This is a genomic window from Nocardioides jiangxiensis (assembly GCF_030580915.1).
Taxonomy (GTDB): domain Bacteria; phylum Actinomycetota; class Actinomycetes; order Propionibacteriales; family Nocardioidaceae; genus Nocardioides; species Nocardioides jiangxiensis.
The window spans coordinates 1,229,438-1,245,334 of the sequence record NZ_JAUQTA010000001.1; the positions used below are offsets into that span (position 1 = coordinate 1,229,438).

15 protein-coding genes are annotated in these 15,897 nt (G+C 71.2%); 8 read left to right on the forward strand and 7 right to left on the reverse strand.

Features of this window, described 5'->3' with window-relative positions; all coding sequences use genetic code 11:
• The first annotated feature begins 49 nt into the window (after nucleotides 1-49).
• Together Q5722_RS06040 and Q5722_RS06045 are read left to right on the forward strand one after the other, a co-directional pair.
• The gene (locus Q5722_RS06040; protein ID WP_305027305.1) at nucleotides 50-1,291 is read left to right on the forward strand and encodes a sensor histidine kinase; all 1,242 of its coding nucleotides are present in this window, start codon (nucleotides 50-52) and stop codon (nucleotides 1,289-1,291) included.
• A complete protein-coding gene (locus Q5722_RS06045; protein ID WP_305027306.1) occupies nucleotides 1,288-1,944 on the forward strand; it encodes a response regulator in 657 nt (218 codons plus the stop codon). The genes Q5722_RS06040 and Q5722_RS06045 overlap by 4 nt, the downstream gene beginning before the upstream one ends.
• 96 nt (nucleotides 1,945-2,040) lie before the next feature.
• On the opposite strand, the gene Q5722_RS06050 is transcribed toward Q5722_RS06045, so the two are convergent.
• Nucleotides 2,041-3,327, reverse strand: a complete 1,287-nt coding sequence (locus tag Q5722_RS06050; protein WP_305027307.1) for an adenylosuccinate synthase — start codon at nucleotides 3,325-3,327, stop codon at nucleotides 2,041-2,043.
• Nucleotides 3,328-3,529: 202 nt separating this feature from the next.
• Here Q5722_RS06050 and Q5722_RS06055 point away from each other — a divergent pair, with 202 nt between their 5' ends.
• Nucleotides 3,530-4,426 carry a diacylglycerol/lipid kinase family protein gene (locus tag Q5722_RS06055; RefSeq protein WP_305027308.1) on the forward strand — a complete coding sequence of 299 codons (897 nt, stop codon included), beginning with the start codon at nucleotides 3,530-3,532 and terminating at the stop codon, nucleotides 4,424-4,426.
• 68 nt (nucleotides 4,427-4,494) lie between these two features.
• Here the strand turns inward: Q5722_RS06055 and Q5722_RS06060 are convergent, their stop codons facing one another.
• Nucleotides 4,495-6,819: an MMPL family transporter gene (locus tag Q5722_RS06060; RefSeq protein ID WP_305027309.1), complete on the reverse strand. Its 2,325-nt coding sequence runs from the start codon at nucleotides 6,817-6,819 to the stop codon at nucleotides 4,495-4,497.
• Between the two features lie 169 nt (nucleotides 6,820-6,988).
• Between Q5722_RS06060 and lysS the strand changes: the two genes are divergently transcribed.
• A complete protein-coding gene (gene lysS / locus Q5722_RS06065; protein ID WP_305027310.1) occupies nucleotides 6,989-8,716 on the forward strand; it encodes a lysine--tRNA ligase in 1,728 nt (575 codons plus the stop codon).
• A gap of 2 nt (nucleotides 8,717-8,718) precedes the next feature.
• On the opposite strand, the gene Q5722_RS06070 is transcribed toward lysS, so the two are convergent.
• The gene (locus Q5722_RS06070; protein WP_305027311.1) at nucleotides 8,719-9,126 is read right to left on the reverse strand and encodes a DUF3151 domain-containing protein; all 408 of its coding nucleotides are present in this window, start codon (nucleotides 9,124-9,126) and stop codon (nucleotides 8,719-8,721) included.
• Between the two features lie 80 nt (nucleotides 9,127-9,206).
• On the opposite strand from Q5722_RS06070, the gene Q5722_RS06075 reads away from it, so the two are divergent.
• Complete coding sequence (locus Q5722_RS06075) at nucleotides 9,207-10,724, forward strand: DHA2 family efflux MFS transporter permease subunit (RefSeq protein WP_305027312.1); 1,518 nt, start codon at nucleotides 9,207-9,209, stop codon at nucleotides 10,722-10,724.
• Between the two features lie 35 nt (nucleotides 10,725-10,759).
• Here Q5722_RS06075 and fbaA read toward each other — a convergent pair whose 3' ends face one another.
• From fbaA to Q5722_RS06090, 3 genes are all read right to left on the reverse strand, one after another.
• Nucleotides 10,760-11,782, reverse strand: coding sequence for a class II fructose-bisphosphate aldolase (gene fbaA, locus Q5722_RS06080; RefSeq protein ID WP_305027313.1), 1,023 nt, complete (start codon nucleotides 11,780-11,782; stop codon nucleotides 10,760-10,762).
• An 84-nt stretch (nucleotides 11,783-11,866) separates the two neighbouring features.
• Complete coding sequence (locus Q5722_RS06085) at nucleotides 11,867-12,427, reverse strand: hypothetical protein (RefSeq protein WP_305027314.1); 561 nt, start codon at nucleotides 12,425-12,427, stop codon at nucleotides 11,867-11,869.
• An 84-nt stretch (nucleotides 12,428-12,511) separates the two neighbouring features.
• Entirely contained in the window at nucleotides 12,512-12,847 is a 336-nt protein-coding gene (locus Q5722_RS06090; RefSeq protein WP_305027315.1) for a hypothetical protein, read from the reverse strand.
• Nucleotides 12,848-12,925: 78 nt separating this feature from the next.
• Between Q5722_RS06090 and Q5722_RS06095 the strand changes: the two genes are divergently transcribed.
• A complete protein-coding gene (locus Q5722_RS06095; protein WP_305027316.1) occupies nucleotides 12,926-13,276 on the forward strand; it encodes a hypothetical protein in 351 nt (116 codons plus the stop codon).
• A 20-nt stretch (nucleotides 13,277-13,296) separates the two neighbouring features.
• On the opposite strand, the gene Q5722_RS06100 is transcribed toward Q5722_RS06095, so the two are convergent.
• Nucleotides 13,297-13,977, reverse strand: coding sequence for a TrmH family RNA methyltransferase (locus tag Q5722_RS06100; protein ID WP_305027317.1), 681 nt, complete (start codon nucleotides 13,975-13,977; stop codon nucleotides 13,297-13,299).
• Between the two features lie 18 nt (nucleotides 13,978-13,995).
• On the opposite strand from Q5722_RS06100, the gene Q5722_RS06105 reads away from it, so the two are divergent.
• Both Q5722_RS06105 and Q5722_RS06110 read left to right on the forward strand, forming a co-directional pair.
• Nucleotides 13,996-14,673 carry a DedA family protein gene (locus Q5722_RS06105; protein WP_305027318.1) on the forward strand — a complete coding sequence of 226 codons (678 nt, stop codon included), beginning with the start codon at nucleotides 13,996-13,998 and terminating at the stop codon, nucleotides 14,671-14,673.
• Nucleotides 14,674-14,686: 13 nt separating this feature from the next.
• Nucleotides 14,687-15,895, forward strand: a complete 1,209-nt coding sequence (locus Q5722_RS06110; protein ID WP_305027319.1) for a pyridoxal phosphate-dependent aminotransferase — start codon at nucleotides 14,687-14,689, stop codon at nucleotides 15,893-15,895.
• Nucleotides 15,896-15,897: the final 2 nt, after the last annotated feature.

Consider the following 15,897-nt stretch of genomic DNA (forward strand, 5'->3'; position numbering starts at 1 on the left):
CTCCCACGGGCGGATGTGTCCACCCCTGCTGCGCCCCTACGCTGGAGCGGTGACTGCACGGGCCCTCATCGCCACGCTCGCCGACCGGTGGGCGCGTCAGGGCTACCCGCAGTTCGTCTGGTGGATCCCGGCGGTCATGTACGTCTCCAGCACGTTCGCCTTCGTCGCCGCGATCGTCCAGCGCACCGGGCAGGACGCCGTGCTGCCCGCGTGGGGCCTCGTCGCCGTGGCCTCGCTCCCCTGGCTCGTCGACGCACTCGGCGGACGCCTGCCGTGGCTGCCCACGGTGGTCATCGCGACGGCACCGGTCGGCGCCCTGACGGTGCTCTACCCCGTCGACTACGACTTCGCCCTCTTCGCGCTCGTCATGCTCGCCGGCCACCTCGGCTCGCTGGAGCGCTTCGTCGACAGCGCGATCGGCGTCGCTCTGATGGCTGCGACGTTCGTGGGCCTGAGCGTCACCGGGCACCTGCCGGGCGTCGGCTTCTGGCTGACCACGCTGGTGATCGGCTGGGACATCGGCTTCATCATGCGGTTCCAGCAGCTGCGCATCGACGAGCAGGAGCGTGCCGCCAGCGACCGGCAGTCGCGCGCCGTCCTCGCCGAGCGGCAGCGCATCGCCCGTGAGGTCCACGACGTCATCGCCCACTCACTCTCCGTGACCCTGCTGCACCTCTCGGCTGCGCGACGCTCCCTCGAGGACGAGGACGTCGACCTCGGCGAGGCCACCGACGCGCTGCGCGACGCGGAGTCGACCGGCCGCCAGGCGATGGCCGACATCCGCCAGACCGTCGGGCTCCTCGGCGTGGTCGCCGGCGAGGTGCACGCGACGCCCGACGCCCGGGACATCCCGGCGCTCGTACAGCAGTTCGCCGACGCCGGGCTGCGGGTCACGCTCGACCTGACCGGCGACCCCGCGCTGGTCACGCCGTCCGTCGGCCTCGGCCTCTACCGGATCGTCCAGGAGTCGCTGGCCAACGTCGCGAAGCATGCCCCGGACGCGTCCGCGCGCGTCGTCGTCGACGTACGCCGGACCCGGCAGCGGGTGCGCGTCTGGAACTCCCTCGCCGCGCCGGCGGGGTCCGCGGGTGCCGACTGCGCGGGGATCCGGGGCATGGAGGAGCGGGCACGCCAGCTCGGCGGCACGCTGACGGCGGGGCCGGCCGACCAGGGGTGGCTCGTCGACCTGCAGACCCCCGCCAACCTCCGGTGCCGGCTCGGGTTCCCGGCCAAGGGACTGACGATGAGGAGCCTGCAGTCGCTGGGCTCCGGCGTGACGGAGAGCCGATGAACGACGTTCGCGTGCTGCTGGTCGACGACCAGGAGCTGGTCCGCTCCGGCCTGCGCCGGATCCTGCGCCGCAAGGACGGCTTCGAGATCGTCGGCGAGTGCGGCGACGGCGACGAGGTGCCGGCTGCGGTGGAGGCGCTCCAGCCGGACGTGGTGGTCATGGACCTGCGCATGCGGCGGGTCGACGGCATCGAGGCGACCCGGCGCCTGGCCGCGACGCCTGCGTCACCGCCCGTGCTCGTGCTGACCACGTTCGACGACGACGAGCTGCTCTCGGGCGCCCTGCGGGCCGGAGCCGCCGGGTTCCTGCTGAAGGACTCTCCCGCCGAGGACCTGGTCCGCGCGGTCCACGCGGTCGCTGCCGGCCAGGCGCTGCTCGACCCGGCCGTGACCCAGCGCGTGCTCGCCGCCTACCGCGACGGCACCGGCCTGGCGACGGCCGGCGTGACCCCCGACGAGCTCACCGCACGCGAGATCGACGTGCTCCGCCTGATGGGTCGTGGCCTCTCCAACGGCGAGATCGCCGACGAGCTGGTCATCTCCGAGGTGACCGTGAAGAGCCACGTCGGACGGATCTTCACCAAGCTCGACCTGCGGGACCGCGCCGCGGCGATCGTCTACGCCTTCGACGCAGGGGTCGTCAGCCCCCAGTAGCGCCGGGACGGGGCCTGTGCCGCGCCGAGACGGGGCCTGTGCCGCGCCGAGACGGGGCTTGTGCCCGGCACAGGCCCCGTCTCGGCGGGAGGGTGATCAGTCGCGGGGCGGGACGATCGTCTGCTCGCGGCCCGGGCCCACGCCGATGCCCCAGAACGGCGCACCGGAGAGCTTCTCCAGGGCACGGACGTAGACCTGCGCGTTCTCCGGGAGCTCCTCGAACGTGCGGCAGCCGGAGATGTCGGTCTGCCAGCCGTCGAAGTACTCGTAGATCGGCTTCGCGCGCAGGAACTCGGTCTGCGTCATCGGCATCTCCTCGACGCGCTCCCCGTCGATCTCGTACGCCACGCAGACGGGGATCCGCTCCCAGCTGTCGAGCACGTCGAGCTTGGTCAGGAAGAACTCCGTCAGGCCGTTGACCCGCGCCGAGTAGCGGGCGATGACGGCGTCGTACCAGCCACAGCGGCGGGTGCGACCGGTCGAGACGCCGATCTCGCCGCCGATGCGCTGCAGGTTGGCGCCATCCTCGTCGAAGAGCTCGGTCGGGAACGGGCCCGAGCCGACGCGCGTCGTGTAGGCCTTGATGACGCCGATGACCCGGTCGATGCGGGTCGGGCCGATGCCGGCGCCGGTGCAGACACCGCCCGCGATCGGCGACGACGAGGTCACGAACGGGTAGGTGCCGTGGTCGACGTCGAGCATCGTCGCCTGGGCGCCCTCGAAGAGGACGGTCTTGCCCTCGTCGAGCGCCTTGTTGAGCAGCAGCGAGGTGTCGGCCACCATCGGCCGCAGCCGCTCGGCGTACGACGTGAGCTCGGCGACGACCGCGTCCACCTCGATCGCGCGACGGTTGTAGACCTTGGTGAGGACGTGGTTGCGCAGGTCGAGGGCGGCCTCGACCTTCTGGCGCAGCACCTCCTCGTCGAAGAGGTCGGCGATGCGGATGCCGACACGGTTGACCTTGTCGGCGTACGCCGGGCCGATGCCGCGACCGGTGGTGCCGATCATGTTCTTGCCGAGGAACCGCTCGCTGACCTTGTCGATGGTCGCGTGGTAGCTGGCGATGACGTGCGCGTTGGCGGACACGACCAGGTTGGCCACGTCGACACCGCGCTCGATCAACCCGTCGAGCTCGCGGAAGAGCGCCTCCGGGGAGACGACGACGCCGTTGGCGATGACCGAGGTCGCGCCGGGCGTCAGGATGCCGGAGGGCAGCAGGTGGGTGGCGTACTTCTCGCCGTTGACCACGATGGTGTGGCCCGCGTTGTGACCGCCCGAGGTGCGGACGACGTAGTCGATGGGGTCGGTGGTGGCGAGCAGGTCGGTCGCCTTGCCCTTGCCCTCGTCGCCCCACTGGGCGCCCAGAACCACGATCGCTGGCATGTGGTGCTCCTTGTCCTACGGAGTCCCTCCGCCAGAGGCGGCTGCTCGACGCATGTGAGTACTTGTAGGTAGTGCAGTGTCCGGTCCAGAAACGCTTCGAGCCCCGGCAAGACCGGGGCTCTTGCGGCCACACGTTACCAAACCGGCCCCGAACACGGGGTTTCCACGCATGACCGTGGGGACCGCTGGCAACCTTGCCGGCATGACCTCACTCCTCGTCGTGGCGAACGCCGCCGCGGGCACCGCGGACCGCGCCACCCTGGACCGCGCCCTCCTCGTGCTGGGCAAGGGGGCCGCCGTGGAGCTGGTGACCACCGCGTCGCCGGACGAGCTCGACGCCGTCCTGGCGACGGCCGGGGACCGGATCGTGGTCGTCGCCGGCGGCGACGGCTCGCTGCATGCCGTGGTCAGCGCGCTCCACAGCCGCGGCGACCTCGCCGGGCGCACGCTGGGCCTGCTGCCGCTCGGCACCGGGAACGACTTCGCCCGGGGCACGGGCGTCCCCCTCGACATCGAGGAGGCTGCCCGCACCCTCCTCTCCGGTACGCCGACCCCGGTCGCGCTCCTCGTCGACGACCGCGGCGAGGTGGTGGTCAACAACGTGCACGCAGGCGCCGGTGCCGCGGCCAGCCGGATCGGCGCCGCCGCGAAGGAGCGCCTCGGCACGGTCGGCCTCGGGCGCCTGGGCTACCCGCTCGGCGCACTGGTCACGGCCGTGCGCCCGCCGACCGTCCGGCTGCGCGTCGTCGTCGACGACCAGGTCCTCGCCGACCCCGCGGAGCCCACGCTGATGGTCGCCCTGGGCAACGGCCCCCGGGTCGGTGGCGGCGCCCCGATCAACCCGGATGCCGACCCCGAGGACGGCGTCGTCGACGTCGTGCTCACCAAGCCTCTCGGCCCCCTCTCCCGCATCGGGTACGCCGCGCAGCTCGCCGTCGGCAGGCACCCGGGCAACGACCGCGTCGTGCACGTGACCGGCCGGACCGTCACCGTCCGCGGCGAGGGCTTCTGGTGCTCCGCGGACGGCGAGCTCGAGGGCCCGGTCACGGCGCGGACCTGGCGCATCGTGCCGTCGGCGTACTCCCTGCTGCTGCCCTGAGCCCGAGGGCCTGACGCAGCACGACGGCCCCGCGTCGGGGAGGGTGCGGGGCCGTCGTGGTCTCGGGGTCAGACGCCGGCCAGGACGCGGTCGCCCTCGTCCAGGTCGTCGTCGTGACGCGTGATCGACCGGCGCTCGAGCTTCTCGCCCTCGACGTCGACGTTGGGCAGGATCCGGTCGAGCCAGGCCGGGAGGTACCAGGCCTTCTCGCCGAGCAGGTACATCAGCGCCGGGATCAGCACGAGCCGCACGACGAAGGCGTCGAACAGCACCGCCAGGGCGAGTGCGAAGCCCATCGACTTCACGATCACGTCGTCCATCAGGATGAAGCCGGAGAAGACCGCGGCCATGATCACGGCCGCCGCCGTCACGACCCGGGCACTGTTGCGGAACCCGTCGACGACGGCCTCCCGCGTCGAGGCGCCGTGAACGTGTGCCTCCCGCATCCGGGTCACCAGGAAGACCTGGTAGTCCATCGCCAGACCGAAGACCACGCCGATCAGGAAGATCGGGATGAAGCTGACGATCGGCTGCTCCGGGAAGAGCCCGAACGCACCCTTCTGGAAGACCTCCACCGTCGCACCGAGCGTCGCCAGCACCGAGAGCAGGAAGCCCGCGGTCGCCGTCAGCGGCACCAGCAGCGAGCGGAAGACCAGCATCAGCAGGAGGAACGCCAGGCCGATGACGACCGCCAGGTAGGGCACGAGCGCACTGTTGAGCTTGTCGGAGATGTCGGCCATGACCGGCTGGGTGCCGGTGACGGCGAGGTCGACACCGGTCTCCTTCTCCACCGCCGGCTCGCCGGCGCGGATCGTCTTGAGCAGCGCGTCGGTGGCGGCGTCGTCCGGGCCGGTCTTCGGCTCGATCAGGATGACCGCACCCTTGTCGGTGCCCGGCTGGGCGACCACGCGGGCGACGCCGTCGAGCGAGCGCGCCCAGTCCGCCACCTTCGTGTACGCCGCCTGCTTGCTCGCCGCGTCTCCGGTGAGGCCGCGGGCGTCGACGACCAGCATCATCGGGTCGAGCCGGCCGGGCCCGAAGCCCTCCTCGATCAGCTGGACCGCCTGGTAGCGCGAGCTGTCGGCAGGCGCCGTGGCGTCACCCGGCATGCCGAGGTGGAGGTCCTTGAAGGGCAGGGCGACGGCGCCGAGCGCGATGACGACGGCGAGCGCCCAGACGACCGGCTTGCGCCCGATCAGGCGGGCGAAGCGGACGCCGTTGTTGAGCACCGCACCGTCGGCGTCGCGCCGCGGGACGTAGCGGCGCACGCGGCCGCCGAACGCCTTCGACTTGAGCATGCCGAGCAGCGCCGGCAGCAGCGTCAGGGCCACGAGGACCGCGACGGTGACGGTGATCGCGGCACCGATGCCCATCCAGCCCAGGAAGGGGATCCCGACGACGGTCAGCGCCGCCAGCGCGATGATCACGGTCAGGCCGGCGAAGACGACGGCCGACCCCGCGGTGCCGACCGCCAGGCCGGCGGCTTCCTCACGGTCATCGGTGTGCTCGAGCTCGCTGCGGTAGCGGCTGAGGATGAAGAGCGTGTAGTCGATGCCGACCGCGAGGCCGATCATCATGCCGAGCATCGGGGTCGAGGACGGCAGCTCGGTGAACGCCGTCAGCGCGGTGATGCCGATGCTGCCGAGGGCCACACCGATGATCGCGGTGACGATCGGGAGACCGGCGGCCACGAGGGCACCGAAGGTGAGGACCAGGACGACGAGCGCGATCGCGATGCCGACGAGCTCGGCGGTCGCGTTGGCGCCACCGGCGGCCTGCATGCCCGCGCCGCGGACCTCGATCTGGAGGCCGGTCGCCTTCGCCACCTTCGCCGCGGTGTCGAGCACCTCGGTCTGCATCGCGGGCGTGACGTCGGCGACGGACTTCACCTGGAAGGTCGTCGAGATGAGGCCGATGCGGCCGTCAGCGGAGAGCGAGGGCTGCGCGGCCAGCTGTGCCTGGAGGATGGCGGCGGCCTGGTCGACGGAGACGCCCAACGCCTTCGCGGTGGCGGGAGCCGCAGCCTTCGCCTGGGCCGGGGTCCACAGGTACGGGATCTGGTCCGGGACCTTGTCCAGCGCGCCGAGCGCGCTGGTCAGCTGCGTCACGTCGTCGGCGTACTTCTTCTCGGTGAGGGCGTGGCCCTTCGGCGCCGCGACGACGACCTCGATCGAGGCCGCCTCCGTCGGCGACTGGGCGCCGTCCATCAGCTCGGGCAGCTTCTCGGATGCCTCGACGGACTCCAGGCCCGGGATCGTGAAGGCGTCGGAGAAGGGCTTGCTCATCGTGCCGGCGACACCACCGACGACACCGATGACGAGCAGCCAGCCGACGAGGAAGAAGGGCCAGCGGCGGTACGCCGTCTTGCCGAGGCGGTAGAGCAGGGATGCCATGGGTGGGCGCTCCTTTGGAGATCGGGAATGCCCATATCGTTGCAGTCCCCAAAGTTCAGCGGGAGCGACTTTGGTCGAGCGTGGGTGTGACTCCGGTAGCGTTTCGGCCTGCACGTGAGCGCTCACGGGCACGGACTTGGCGATGGAATGCGGTAGGGAGCGGGCAGCGATGGCACGAGGCGGCAAGCAGCAGGAGCCCACGGACTGGGTGACCCGCGCCGCGGACGACGCGATCCGGCACGCGGCGGGCTCCGGCGACCCGGCTGCGATGGCGGCGTACGTCGAGGGCGGGGGGCTCGTCACCGTGGCCTCCGGCGCCTCCCCCTCGGGCCCGATCCACCTCGGCAACCTGCGCGAGTTCCTCACCCCGCACTTCGTGGCCGAGGAGCTCCGCCGCCGCGGCGTGAAGACCCGCCACCTCCACTCGTGGGACGACTTCGACCGCTACCGCAAGGTCGGCGCGGGCATCCCGCCGGAGTGGGCCGAGCACATCGGCAAGCCGCTGACGGCTGTCCCGGACCCGTTCGGCTGCCACGACAACTGGGCCGAGCACTTCAAGGCTCCGCTGCGGGCTGCCCTGCAGGAGATGGGCGTCGAGGTCGAGGAGATCTCCCAGACCGAGATGTACCGCTCGGGCGCCTACCGCGACCGGATCCTCCACGCCGTCGCGAACCGCGACGCGATCGAGCGCGTGCTCGCGACGTACCGGACGAAGCCGGGCCAGCAGGCCGCCGAGGTCGAGGACGAGCAGGAGGCCGCAGCCCTGGCCGACTCGGTCGCTGCCGCCGAGGACCTGGACCGCTTCCCGTACAAGCCGTGGTGCGGCCGGTGCGGCAAGGACACCACGTCGGTGTCGTCCTACTCGGACGAGACCCATGACCTCGCCTACACCTGCACCTCGTGCGGCTTCGAGGGCTCGACCAACCTCGCCACCGAGGACAACGGCAAGCTGGTCTGGAAGGTCGACTGGCCGATGCGCTGGGCCTTCGAGGGCGTCAACTTCGAGCCCGGTGGCCTCGACCACTCGACGCCCGGCTCGTCGTACACCGTCGGCAAGGAGCTCGTCTCCGAGGTCTTCGGCGGCCGTGCCCCGGCGTACGTCGCCTACGCCTTCGTCGGCTTCGCCGGCATGCAGAAGATGTCGTCGTCCTCGGGCGGTGTGCCGATCCCCGCCGACGCACTCAAGGTCCTCGAGGCCCCGATGGTGCGCTGGCTCTACGCACGCAAGCAGCCGAAGCAGGCCTTCACCATCGACTTCGGCCCCGAGGTCGTCCGCCTGTACGACGAGTGGGACGCGCTCGGCAAGAAGGCCGCCAACCCGGAGAAGCGCGACGGCGCCGTCCTCGCCTGGGAGCGGGCCGTGTCGACCTCGTCGGCCGGTGTCCTTCCCGTGTCGCCCGTGACCGTGCCCTTCCGGGTGCTCTCCGGCGTCGCCGACGTCACCGCCGGCTCCGCCGAGCAGATCTCGCGCATCGTGTCGCACGTGGGCTACGCCCACGACTCGGTCGCCGACCTCGAGCCCCGCCTGGGCCGCGCCATGAACTGGACCGAGGAGTTCGTCCCGGAGTCAGAGCGCACGATCGTCCGCGAGTCTGCCGATGTCGAGCTGCTCGGCTCCCTGGGCGCCACGGAGCAGCAGTGGCTCTCGCTGCTGCTGGAGCACCTGCCGACCGGGGAGCTCGAGCTCGACGAGGTCACCACCCTGGTCTACGGCGTTCCCAAGCTGGCCGCCGGGCTGGCGCTCGAGGACCAGCCGACCGAGCAGGTCAAGGCCGACCAGAAGGCCTTCTTCACGCTGCTCTACAACCTGCTGGTCTCGGCCGAGCGCGGCCCGCGCCTGCCCACGCTGATCGTGGCGCTGGGTGCGGAGAAGGTGCGGAGCCTGCTCTCCGCCTGAGCTCAGTCGTCCAGCAGCACGTCGTACGCCGTGGGGCTGCTGCTGCGCAGGAACTCCGCGCAGCGCTGCCACTCCTCGTCCTCCCCGATGACGCGCGCGGCCTCCGCGAGCAGCGCCAGGCACTGGAGGAAGCCGCGGTTGGCCTCGTGCTCCCACGGGACCGGTCCGTTGCCGCGCCAGCCGTTGCGGCGCAGCAGGTCGAGCGCACGGTGGTAGCCGACCCTGGCGTAGGCGTAGACCGCGAGGTCCGGTGCCCCGGCGTCGCGGGCGGCGACGGCCAGCGCCGCCCAGGCCGTCGGCGAGGCGGGGTGGCGACGGGTGACGTCCATCGGCTCGGCACCCTGTGCGAGCTCGACGGCCGCGGGGTCGTCGGGCAGGTGGACGGGGTCGGGGCCGGCGAGGAGATCCATGGCCCACACCCTGCCACGCCCCGCCGACATTCCTCCTGCGGGAGGATCCGCATGTCAGTGGCCGGTGCTTGGATGAGCCCATGACTTCTCAGGACAGCGCCGTCCAGACACCGCCCACGAAGGACCCGTGGCCGGCCCTCTGGGCGCTCGTGCTCGGCTTCTTCATGATCATGGTCGACACGACCATCGTCTCGGTCGCGACGCCCGCGATCATCGAGGACCTCCATGCGGAGGTGAACTCCGTCGTCTGGGTGACCTCGGCCTACCTCCTCGCGTACGCCGTGCCCGTGCTGATCACCGGGCGACTCGGCGACCGGTTCGGTCCGAAGAACCTCTACATGATCGGTCTCGCCGTCTTCACCGCTGCGAGCCTCTGGTGCGGCCTCGCCGGCTCGGTCGAGTCGCTGGTCGTCGCGCGGATCGTGCAGGGCCTCGGCGCCTCGATGATCACGCCGCAGACGATGGCGATCATCACGCGCATCTTCCCTGCCGAGCGCCGCGGCCAGGCGACCGCGCTGTGGGGCGCCACCGCCGGCGTCGCGCTGCTCGTGGGCCCGCTGCTCGGCGGCGTGCTGATCGACAGCCTGGACTGGAGCTGGATCTTCTTCGTCAACGTGCCGGTCGGCCTGATCGGTCTCGTGCTCGCGTTCCGCCTCGTGCCCCGCCTGCAGACGCACGACCACCACTTCGACTGGCTCGGCGTCGTCCTGAGCGGCGTCGGCATGTTCCTGCTCGTGTTCGGCATCCAGGAGGGTCACCGCTACGACTGGGGCACCGTCACCGGCTTCGTGAGCGTGCCGCTGATGATCGGCGGCGGCCTCGTCGTGCTCGCCCTGTTCGTCCTCTGGCAGGCACGCAACAAGGCGGAGCCGCTGGTGCCCCTGGGCCTCTTCGGCGACCGCAACTTCTCGCTGGCCAACCTCGGCATCGCAACCGTCAGCTTCGCGTTCACCGCCATCGGCTTCCCGCTCATGCTGTGGGCCCAGGTCGTGCGCGGCCTCAACCCGACCCACGCAGCCCTGCTCCTGGTGCCGATGGCGCTCATGTCGATCCTGCTCGCTCCGGGCGTCGGCAGGCTCACCGACCGGGTGCACCCGCGCAACCTCATCGCGGTCGGCTTCGCGACCCTCGCGGGTGCGATGCTCTGGCTCGCCCTCGGCCTCGCCCCCGACGCGAAGTACGCCGTCCTGCTGATCCCGATGGCACTGATGGGCTGCGGCTCGGCCTGCATCTGGGCACCGCTCACGGCGACCGCCACCCGCAACCTCCCGCTGCACCTCGCCGGCGCCGGCGCCGGCGTCTACAACGCCTCGCGCCAGATCGGTGCCGTGCTCGGCTCGGCTGCCATCGCCGTCCTGATGGATGCGCGCCTGTCGGCCAACAACGTCGCCTTCGACCCGACCGACACCAAGGCCCTGGCCCAGATGGCGCAGGCGACAGCGGAGCAGAAGGCGGTCTTCTTCGACCACTTCAGCACGTCGATGGGTCAGTCGCTGCTGGTCACGCCTGCTGTCCTGCTGCTGGGGTTCGCGGCTGCGCTGCTGCTGATCCGTCCGAAGGCCGCGGTGCCCGGAGCGGCACCCGTGCTCGTCGACTGACGCCACCCGGACACGCGAGGCCCGTCTCGGCGGGATCAGCCGATCGACGTACCGGCGGAGCGCAGGTTCTCGCAGGCGGTGACGACCCGGGCCGCCATGCCCGCCTCGGCGAGCTTGCCCCAGGCGCGGGGGTCGTAGGCCTTCTTGTTGCCCACCTCGCCGTCGACCTTGAGGACGCCGTCGTAGTTCTTCATCATGAAGTCCACCGCCGGGCGGGTGAAGGCGTACTGCGTGTCGGTGTCGACGTTCATCTTGATGACGCCGTAGTCGACCGCGGCCGAGATCTCCTCGGGCAGCGAGCCCGAGCCGCCGTGGAAGACGAAGTCGAAGGCCCGGTCCTTGCCGGTGAGCTCCTTGACGGCCTCCTGCGCGTGCAGCAGCACCTCCGGGCGCAGCTTGACGTTGCCCGGCTTGTAGACGCCGTGGACGTTGCCGAAGGTCAGCGCGGTCAGGTAGCGGCCGTTCTCGCCGGAGCCGAGCGCCTTGATGGTGGCGACGGCGTCCTCGGGCGAGGTGTAGAGCTTCTCGTTGATCTCGTTCTCGACGCCGTCCTCCTCGCCGCCGACGACACCGACCTCGATCTCGAGGACGACGTTCGCTGCGTTGCAGAGGGCGAGCAGCTCCTCGGCGATCTGGAGGTTCTCGGCGAGCGGCACGGCCGAGCCGTCCCACATGTGCGACTGGAAGTACGGCAGGCCGCCGTTCTTCACGCGCTCGGTCGAGGCCGCGAGCAGCGGACGGACGAACCCGTCGAGCTTGTCCTTGGGGCAGTGGTCGGTGTGGAGCGCGATGTTGACGGGGTAGTTCTTCGCGACCTCGGCGGCGTACGCCGCGAAGGCGAGCGAGCCGGTGACCATGTCCTTGACGGTCGGACCGGAGAGGTACTCCGCGCCACCGGTGGAGACCTGGATGATGCCGTCCGAGCCCGCCTCGGCGAAGCCCTGCAGGGCCGCGTTGAGGGTCTGCGAGGACGACACGTTGATCGCCGGGTAGGCGAAGGAGCCGGACTTCGCGGCATCCAGCATCGCGGCGTACTTCTCAGGGGTGGCGATGGGCATCGCGAGGCTCCTCGAAAGGCGTCAGGGGATCGTCAGGGCCAGCCTAACGGTGCCCACGCACCGGCCCCACCGATGCCCGCTGGCTCAGGCGGAGGCGACCCATGCAGCGGGGAAGGACCGACGGCTCGGCGCCCAGTCGATGTCGACCGGCGACCCGTCGGCCTCGAGGAGCCACGAGCGGACCGCCACGCGGAGCTCCCGGGGCACCACGCCGTGCGCGCGCAGGCAGGCGCGCGGCACCGTCACGCCGGCGAGGTCGGGAAGCCGGTAGCCGGTGTGGGTCTCCAGGCCGGCACATGCGACCCGGTTGCCCGGACCGATCGGGGTGCGCCACCGCTCGACGGCGAAGACCTCGCCGACGAAGTCGTCGCCCCGCCACCGGAGCCGGATGCGGAACTCCGGACCCCGGTCCGTGCGGTCGGTGTCCACGAAGGCGTTGACGATCCCGCCGGCGGCGGCGAAGGACACACTGACGTCGAGGGTCTCCGCACGGTGGACCACCGTCACGCTCTGGATGTCGCTGTAGCCCGTGTCGGGGACGTCACCGGCCCGGTCGCGCACCGTCCACGACTCGGCCCGGGCCGGGGCGGCAGCCCCGACGACCGCGACGAGGGCCGTCGCGACGGCCACGATGGATCTCCGCATCACTCCCCCTTCGCCGCAGCCACCCGTGTGCTGCTTCGACGACAGTAGACGCCCGACACCTCGGAGCGGCAGGGGGAATCGGTGTCAGTGGCGGCAGTCGACCGCGTACACCGGCCGGACGGTGTGACCGTCGACGTCGATGCCGTGCGGTGCGACGTAGATGAATCCGTTGGTCGAGTGCTCGGTGAGGCAGGTGGGCCAGCCACCCGCGTGGAACGTGCCGTCGGTGTCGAACCACGGCACCGAGGTGGCGATCTTCGCGGTCCAGGTCGGCCCCTCGAAGCTCGCGGTCTGGCCGCTCACCGACGCCTGCGTCTGCTTCCACTGCGCCGAGCTCTTGTTGGCGCCCACCATGAAGCCGAAGACGGCCCCGAAGAGGAGCAGGAACACGGCGAAGACGGCGATCAGCGGCTTGGGCATGCGCCCAGTCTTCCGTACGCCGGAAGCGACGGCCACGATCGACCGTGCGGCGCACGCCACACGGCGTAGATTCCGGCCATGAAGACATCTCCGGAGGCGATCGCCCTCGCCAGCTTCACCTTCGTCGTCGCCGTGCTGCTCGGGGGCTGGCAGCAGATCGCGATGCTCGCGGTCGGACTCGTCTCCCGGTTCTCGCCCGTGCACGGCCCGACGGGCGACGCCCTGATCGTGAGCCTCTCCGTCTCGGTCCTCGCCATCGTGGCGGCCGTCGCGGCGCGGTCCGCGGCCGCCGTCACGACCGGGTGGGTGAAGGTGCTCGGAGACGCCACAGTCCTCCTCGCCGCCCTCGTCGTGCTCGCCGCGATCGCCCTGGTGCTGGGCTCGGTCGCCCGCGACGGCCTCGCGCCGTGGGGTCGCTACTTCGGCTGACGGCAGCGCCGGCTCTGGCCTCAGCCGCGCCAGACCCCGCCGTCGACAGCGCCGAGGTCGGCGTACGTCCGGATCCAGGAGTGCATGGCGATCGCGGCCGCGGCCGACGCGTTGATCGAGCGCGTCGAGCCGAACTGTGCGATCGAGAAGGTCCCGTCGCAGACCTCCCGCGCAGCCGGCGACAGCCCGGGGCCCTCCTGGCCGAAGAGGAAGCAGACCTCCCGCGGGATCTCCATGGTCTCCAGGTGGGAGGACCCGGGCAGGTTGTCGATGCCGAGCAGGCGGACCGGCGACGGCAGCCCGTGCAGGTACGCCGCGAGCTCCTCCGCATCCGCGTGGTGCCGGATGTGCTGGTACCGGTCGGTGACCATGGCACCACGGCGGTTCCAGCGCTTGCGGCCGACGATGTGCACCTCGGCAGCGAGGAACGCGTTGGCCGACCGCACGATCGTGCCGATGTTGAAGTCGTGCTGCCAGTTCTCGATGGCGACGTGGAAGGTGTGGCGCCGGGTGTCCAGGTCGGCGCGGATCGCCTCCAGCGTCCAGTAGCGGTAGCGGTCGACGACGTTGCGCCGGTCGCCGTCGCGCAACAGCTCGGGGTCCCACTGCGGGCCGGTCGGCCACTCCCCCTCCCACGGCCCGAGCCCGACCTCCTCCGGCCCGTGCGGCATCGGGTCGTAGGGAGCACGTGATTCGGGCATGCCGACTAGTGTGCCCTCGTGACTGCGCACCCCGTGATGATGCCCTTCCTGCTGGGCATGAGCTGGATGGACCCCGAGTGGTGGCTCAACGAGTTCGGGGGTGCGTTCTTCTGGATCAGCCTCGTGATCGTCTTCGTGGAGTGCGGGCTCTTCTTCCCGTTCCTCCCCGGTGACACGCTGCTGTTCGCGATGGGGCTCTTCATCGCCGGAGACAAGATCGACGTCGTGCCGGGCCCGGAGGCCCTCGACCTCCTCGTCGCGCTCGCGCTCTTCACGGCCGCCGGCATCGCCGGGAACATCGCCGGCTACGAGATCGGCCGGGCGATCGGCACGCCCCTGTACGAGCGCGAGGGCCGGATCCTGAAGAAGAAGTACTTCGACCAGACGCACGCCTTCTTCGAGAAGCACGGCAACAAGGCCCTCGTCATCGGCCGCTTCGTGCCGTTCGTCCGGACCTATGTCACCGTCGTCGCGGGCGTCTCCCAGATGGAGCGCCGGCGCTTCATCACGTGGAGCCTCGTCGGCGCTGCACTCTGGGTGCTCTCGATCGTGCTGCTGGGCTACTTCCTCGGTGCGGCGTTCCCGGGCCTGGGCGAGAACATCGACAAGGCGATCATCGTGATCCTGGCCTTCTCGGTGATCCCGGTCGCCTACGAGTGGTGGAAGCACAAGCGCCACGCCCGTACCACCGTCTGACTAGGCTCGGGGCATGGCCCTGCGCCGCCTCTCCGGGTTCCGCCCCCAGCCCCGCCGCAGTCGTACGTCGGCACGCGTCGCCGCGATACCTCCGACGGTCTTCAGCCGCATGTCGGCGCTCGCCACCGCCACGGGAGCGGTCAACCTCGGCCAGGGGTTCCCTGACACCGACGGCCCCGCGAGCGTGGTCGACCAGGCCGTCGCGGCGTTGCGGAGTGGCCACAACCAGTACTCCCCCGGCGTCGGCACCGCCGGTCTCCGTCGCGCCATCGCGGCCCACCAGTGGGCGCACTACGGCATCACGGTCGACCCGGAGACCGAGGTCGTCGTGACGACAGGCGCGACCGAGGCGATCGCCGGCGCCCTGCTGGGCCTCGTCGACCCCGGTGACGAGGTCGTCGCCCTGGAGCCCTTCTACGACTCCTACGCCGCGATGACGGCCTTCGCCGGCGGCGTGCTGAAGGGAGTGCCGCTCCGCGCACCCGACTTCCGTCTCGATCCTGATGACCTCCGGGCTGCGATCACGCGGCGTACGAAGGTCCTGCTCGTCAACACCCCCCACAACCCGACCGGCACCGTGCTGAACCGGGAGGAGCTCGAGCTGCTCGCCCGCGTCGCGGTCGAGCACGACCTGGTGGTGGTCACCGACGAGGTCTACGAGCACCTCGTCTACACCGGCCACGAGCACGTCCCCCTGGCGACCCTGCCGGGGATGGCCGAGCGGACGCTCACCCTGTCGAGCGTCGGCAAGTCGTTCAGCCTGACCGGGTGGAAGGTCGGCTGGGCCACCGGCCCGGCCGAGCTGGTCTCGGCCGTGCTGGGAGCGAAGCAGTGGCTCAGCTTCACCAGCGGGGCACCGTTGCAGCCGGCGGTGGCCTGGGCCCTGGAGCACGCGCAGGACTGGCCCGCTGCGCTGGCGCGGGACCTCGAGGCGCGGCGCGACCTGCTCTGCGACGGGCTCGACGCCCTCGGCCTGCCGACCCGCAGGCCCGAGGGCACCTACTTCGCCGTCAGCGACATCCGGCGGCTCGGCTGGTCTGATGGACTGGAGTTCTGTCTCGCCCTGCCCGAGCGGGCCGGCGTGGTGGCGATCCCGCTGCAGGGCTTCTACGCCACCGGCTCGCGCGACGGGGAGCAGCTGGTGCGGTGGGCATTCTGCAAGGAGCCGGCCGTGCTCGAGGAGGGCCTGCGCCGGCTCGGGGCAGCCGACCTCACCCGCTGAGG

Excerpts from the sequence above, each read along its gene's own strand:
- lysS (WP_305027310.1), top strand. The coding sequence starts at position 6,989 with ATGGCACGAGGCGGCAAGCAGCAGGAGCCCACGGACTGGGTGACCCGC.
- Q5722_RS06085 (WP_305027314.1), bottom strand. The coding sequence starts at position 12,427 with ATGCGGAGATCCATCGTGGCCGTCGCGACGGCCCTCGTCGCGGTCGTC.
- Q5722_RS06055 (WP_305027308.1), top strand. The coding sequence starts at position 3,530 with ATGACCTCACTCCTCGTCGTGGCGAACGCCGCCGCGGGCACCGCGGAC.
- Q5722_RS06090 (WP_305027315.1), bottom strand. The coding sequence starts at position 12,847 with ATGCCCAAGCCGCTGATCGCCGTCTTCGCCGTGTTCCTGCTCCTCTTC.
- fbaA (WP_305027313.1), bottom strand. The coding sequence starts at position 11,782 with ATGCCCATCGCCACCCCTGAGAAGTACGCCGCGATGCTGGATGCCGCG.
- Q5722_RS06060 (WP_305027309.1), bottom strand. The coding sequence starts at position 6,819 with ATGGCATCCCTGCTCTACCGCCTCGGCAAGACGGCGTACCGCCGCTGG.
- Q5722_RS06050 (WP_305027307.1), bottom strand. The coding sequence starts at position 3,327 with ATGCCAGCGATCGTGGTTCTGGGCGCCCAGTGGGGCGACGAGGGCAAG.
- Q5722_RS06070 (WP_305027311.1), bottom strand. The coding sequence starts at position 9,126 with ATGGATCTCCTCGCCGGCCCCGACCCCGTCCACCTGCCCGACGACCCC.
- Q5722_RS06100 (WP_305027317.1), bottom strand. The coding sequence starts at position 13,977 with ATGCCCGAATCACGTGCTCCCTACGACCCGATGCCGCACGGGCCGGAG.
- Q5722_RS06095 (WP_305027316.1), top strand. The coding sequence starts at position 12,926 with ATGAAGACATCTCCGGAGGCGATCGCCCTCGCCAGCTTCACCTTCGTC.
- Q5722_RS06045 (WP_305027306.1), top strand. The coding sequence starts at position 1,288 with ATGAACGACGTTCGCGTGCTGCTGGTCGACGACCAGGAGCTGGTCCGC.
- Q5722_RS06075 (WP_305027312.1), top strand. The coding sequence starts at position 9,207 with ATGACTTCTCAGGACAGCGCCGTCCAGACACCGCCCACGAAGGACCCG.
- Q5722_RS06110 (WP_305027319.1), top strand. The coding sequence starts at position 14,687 with ATGGCCCTGCGCCGCCTCTCCGGGTTCCGCCCCCAGCCCCGCCGCAGT.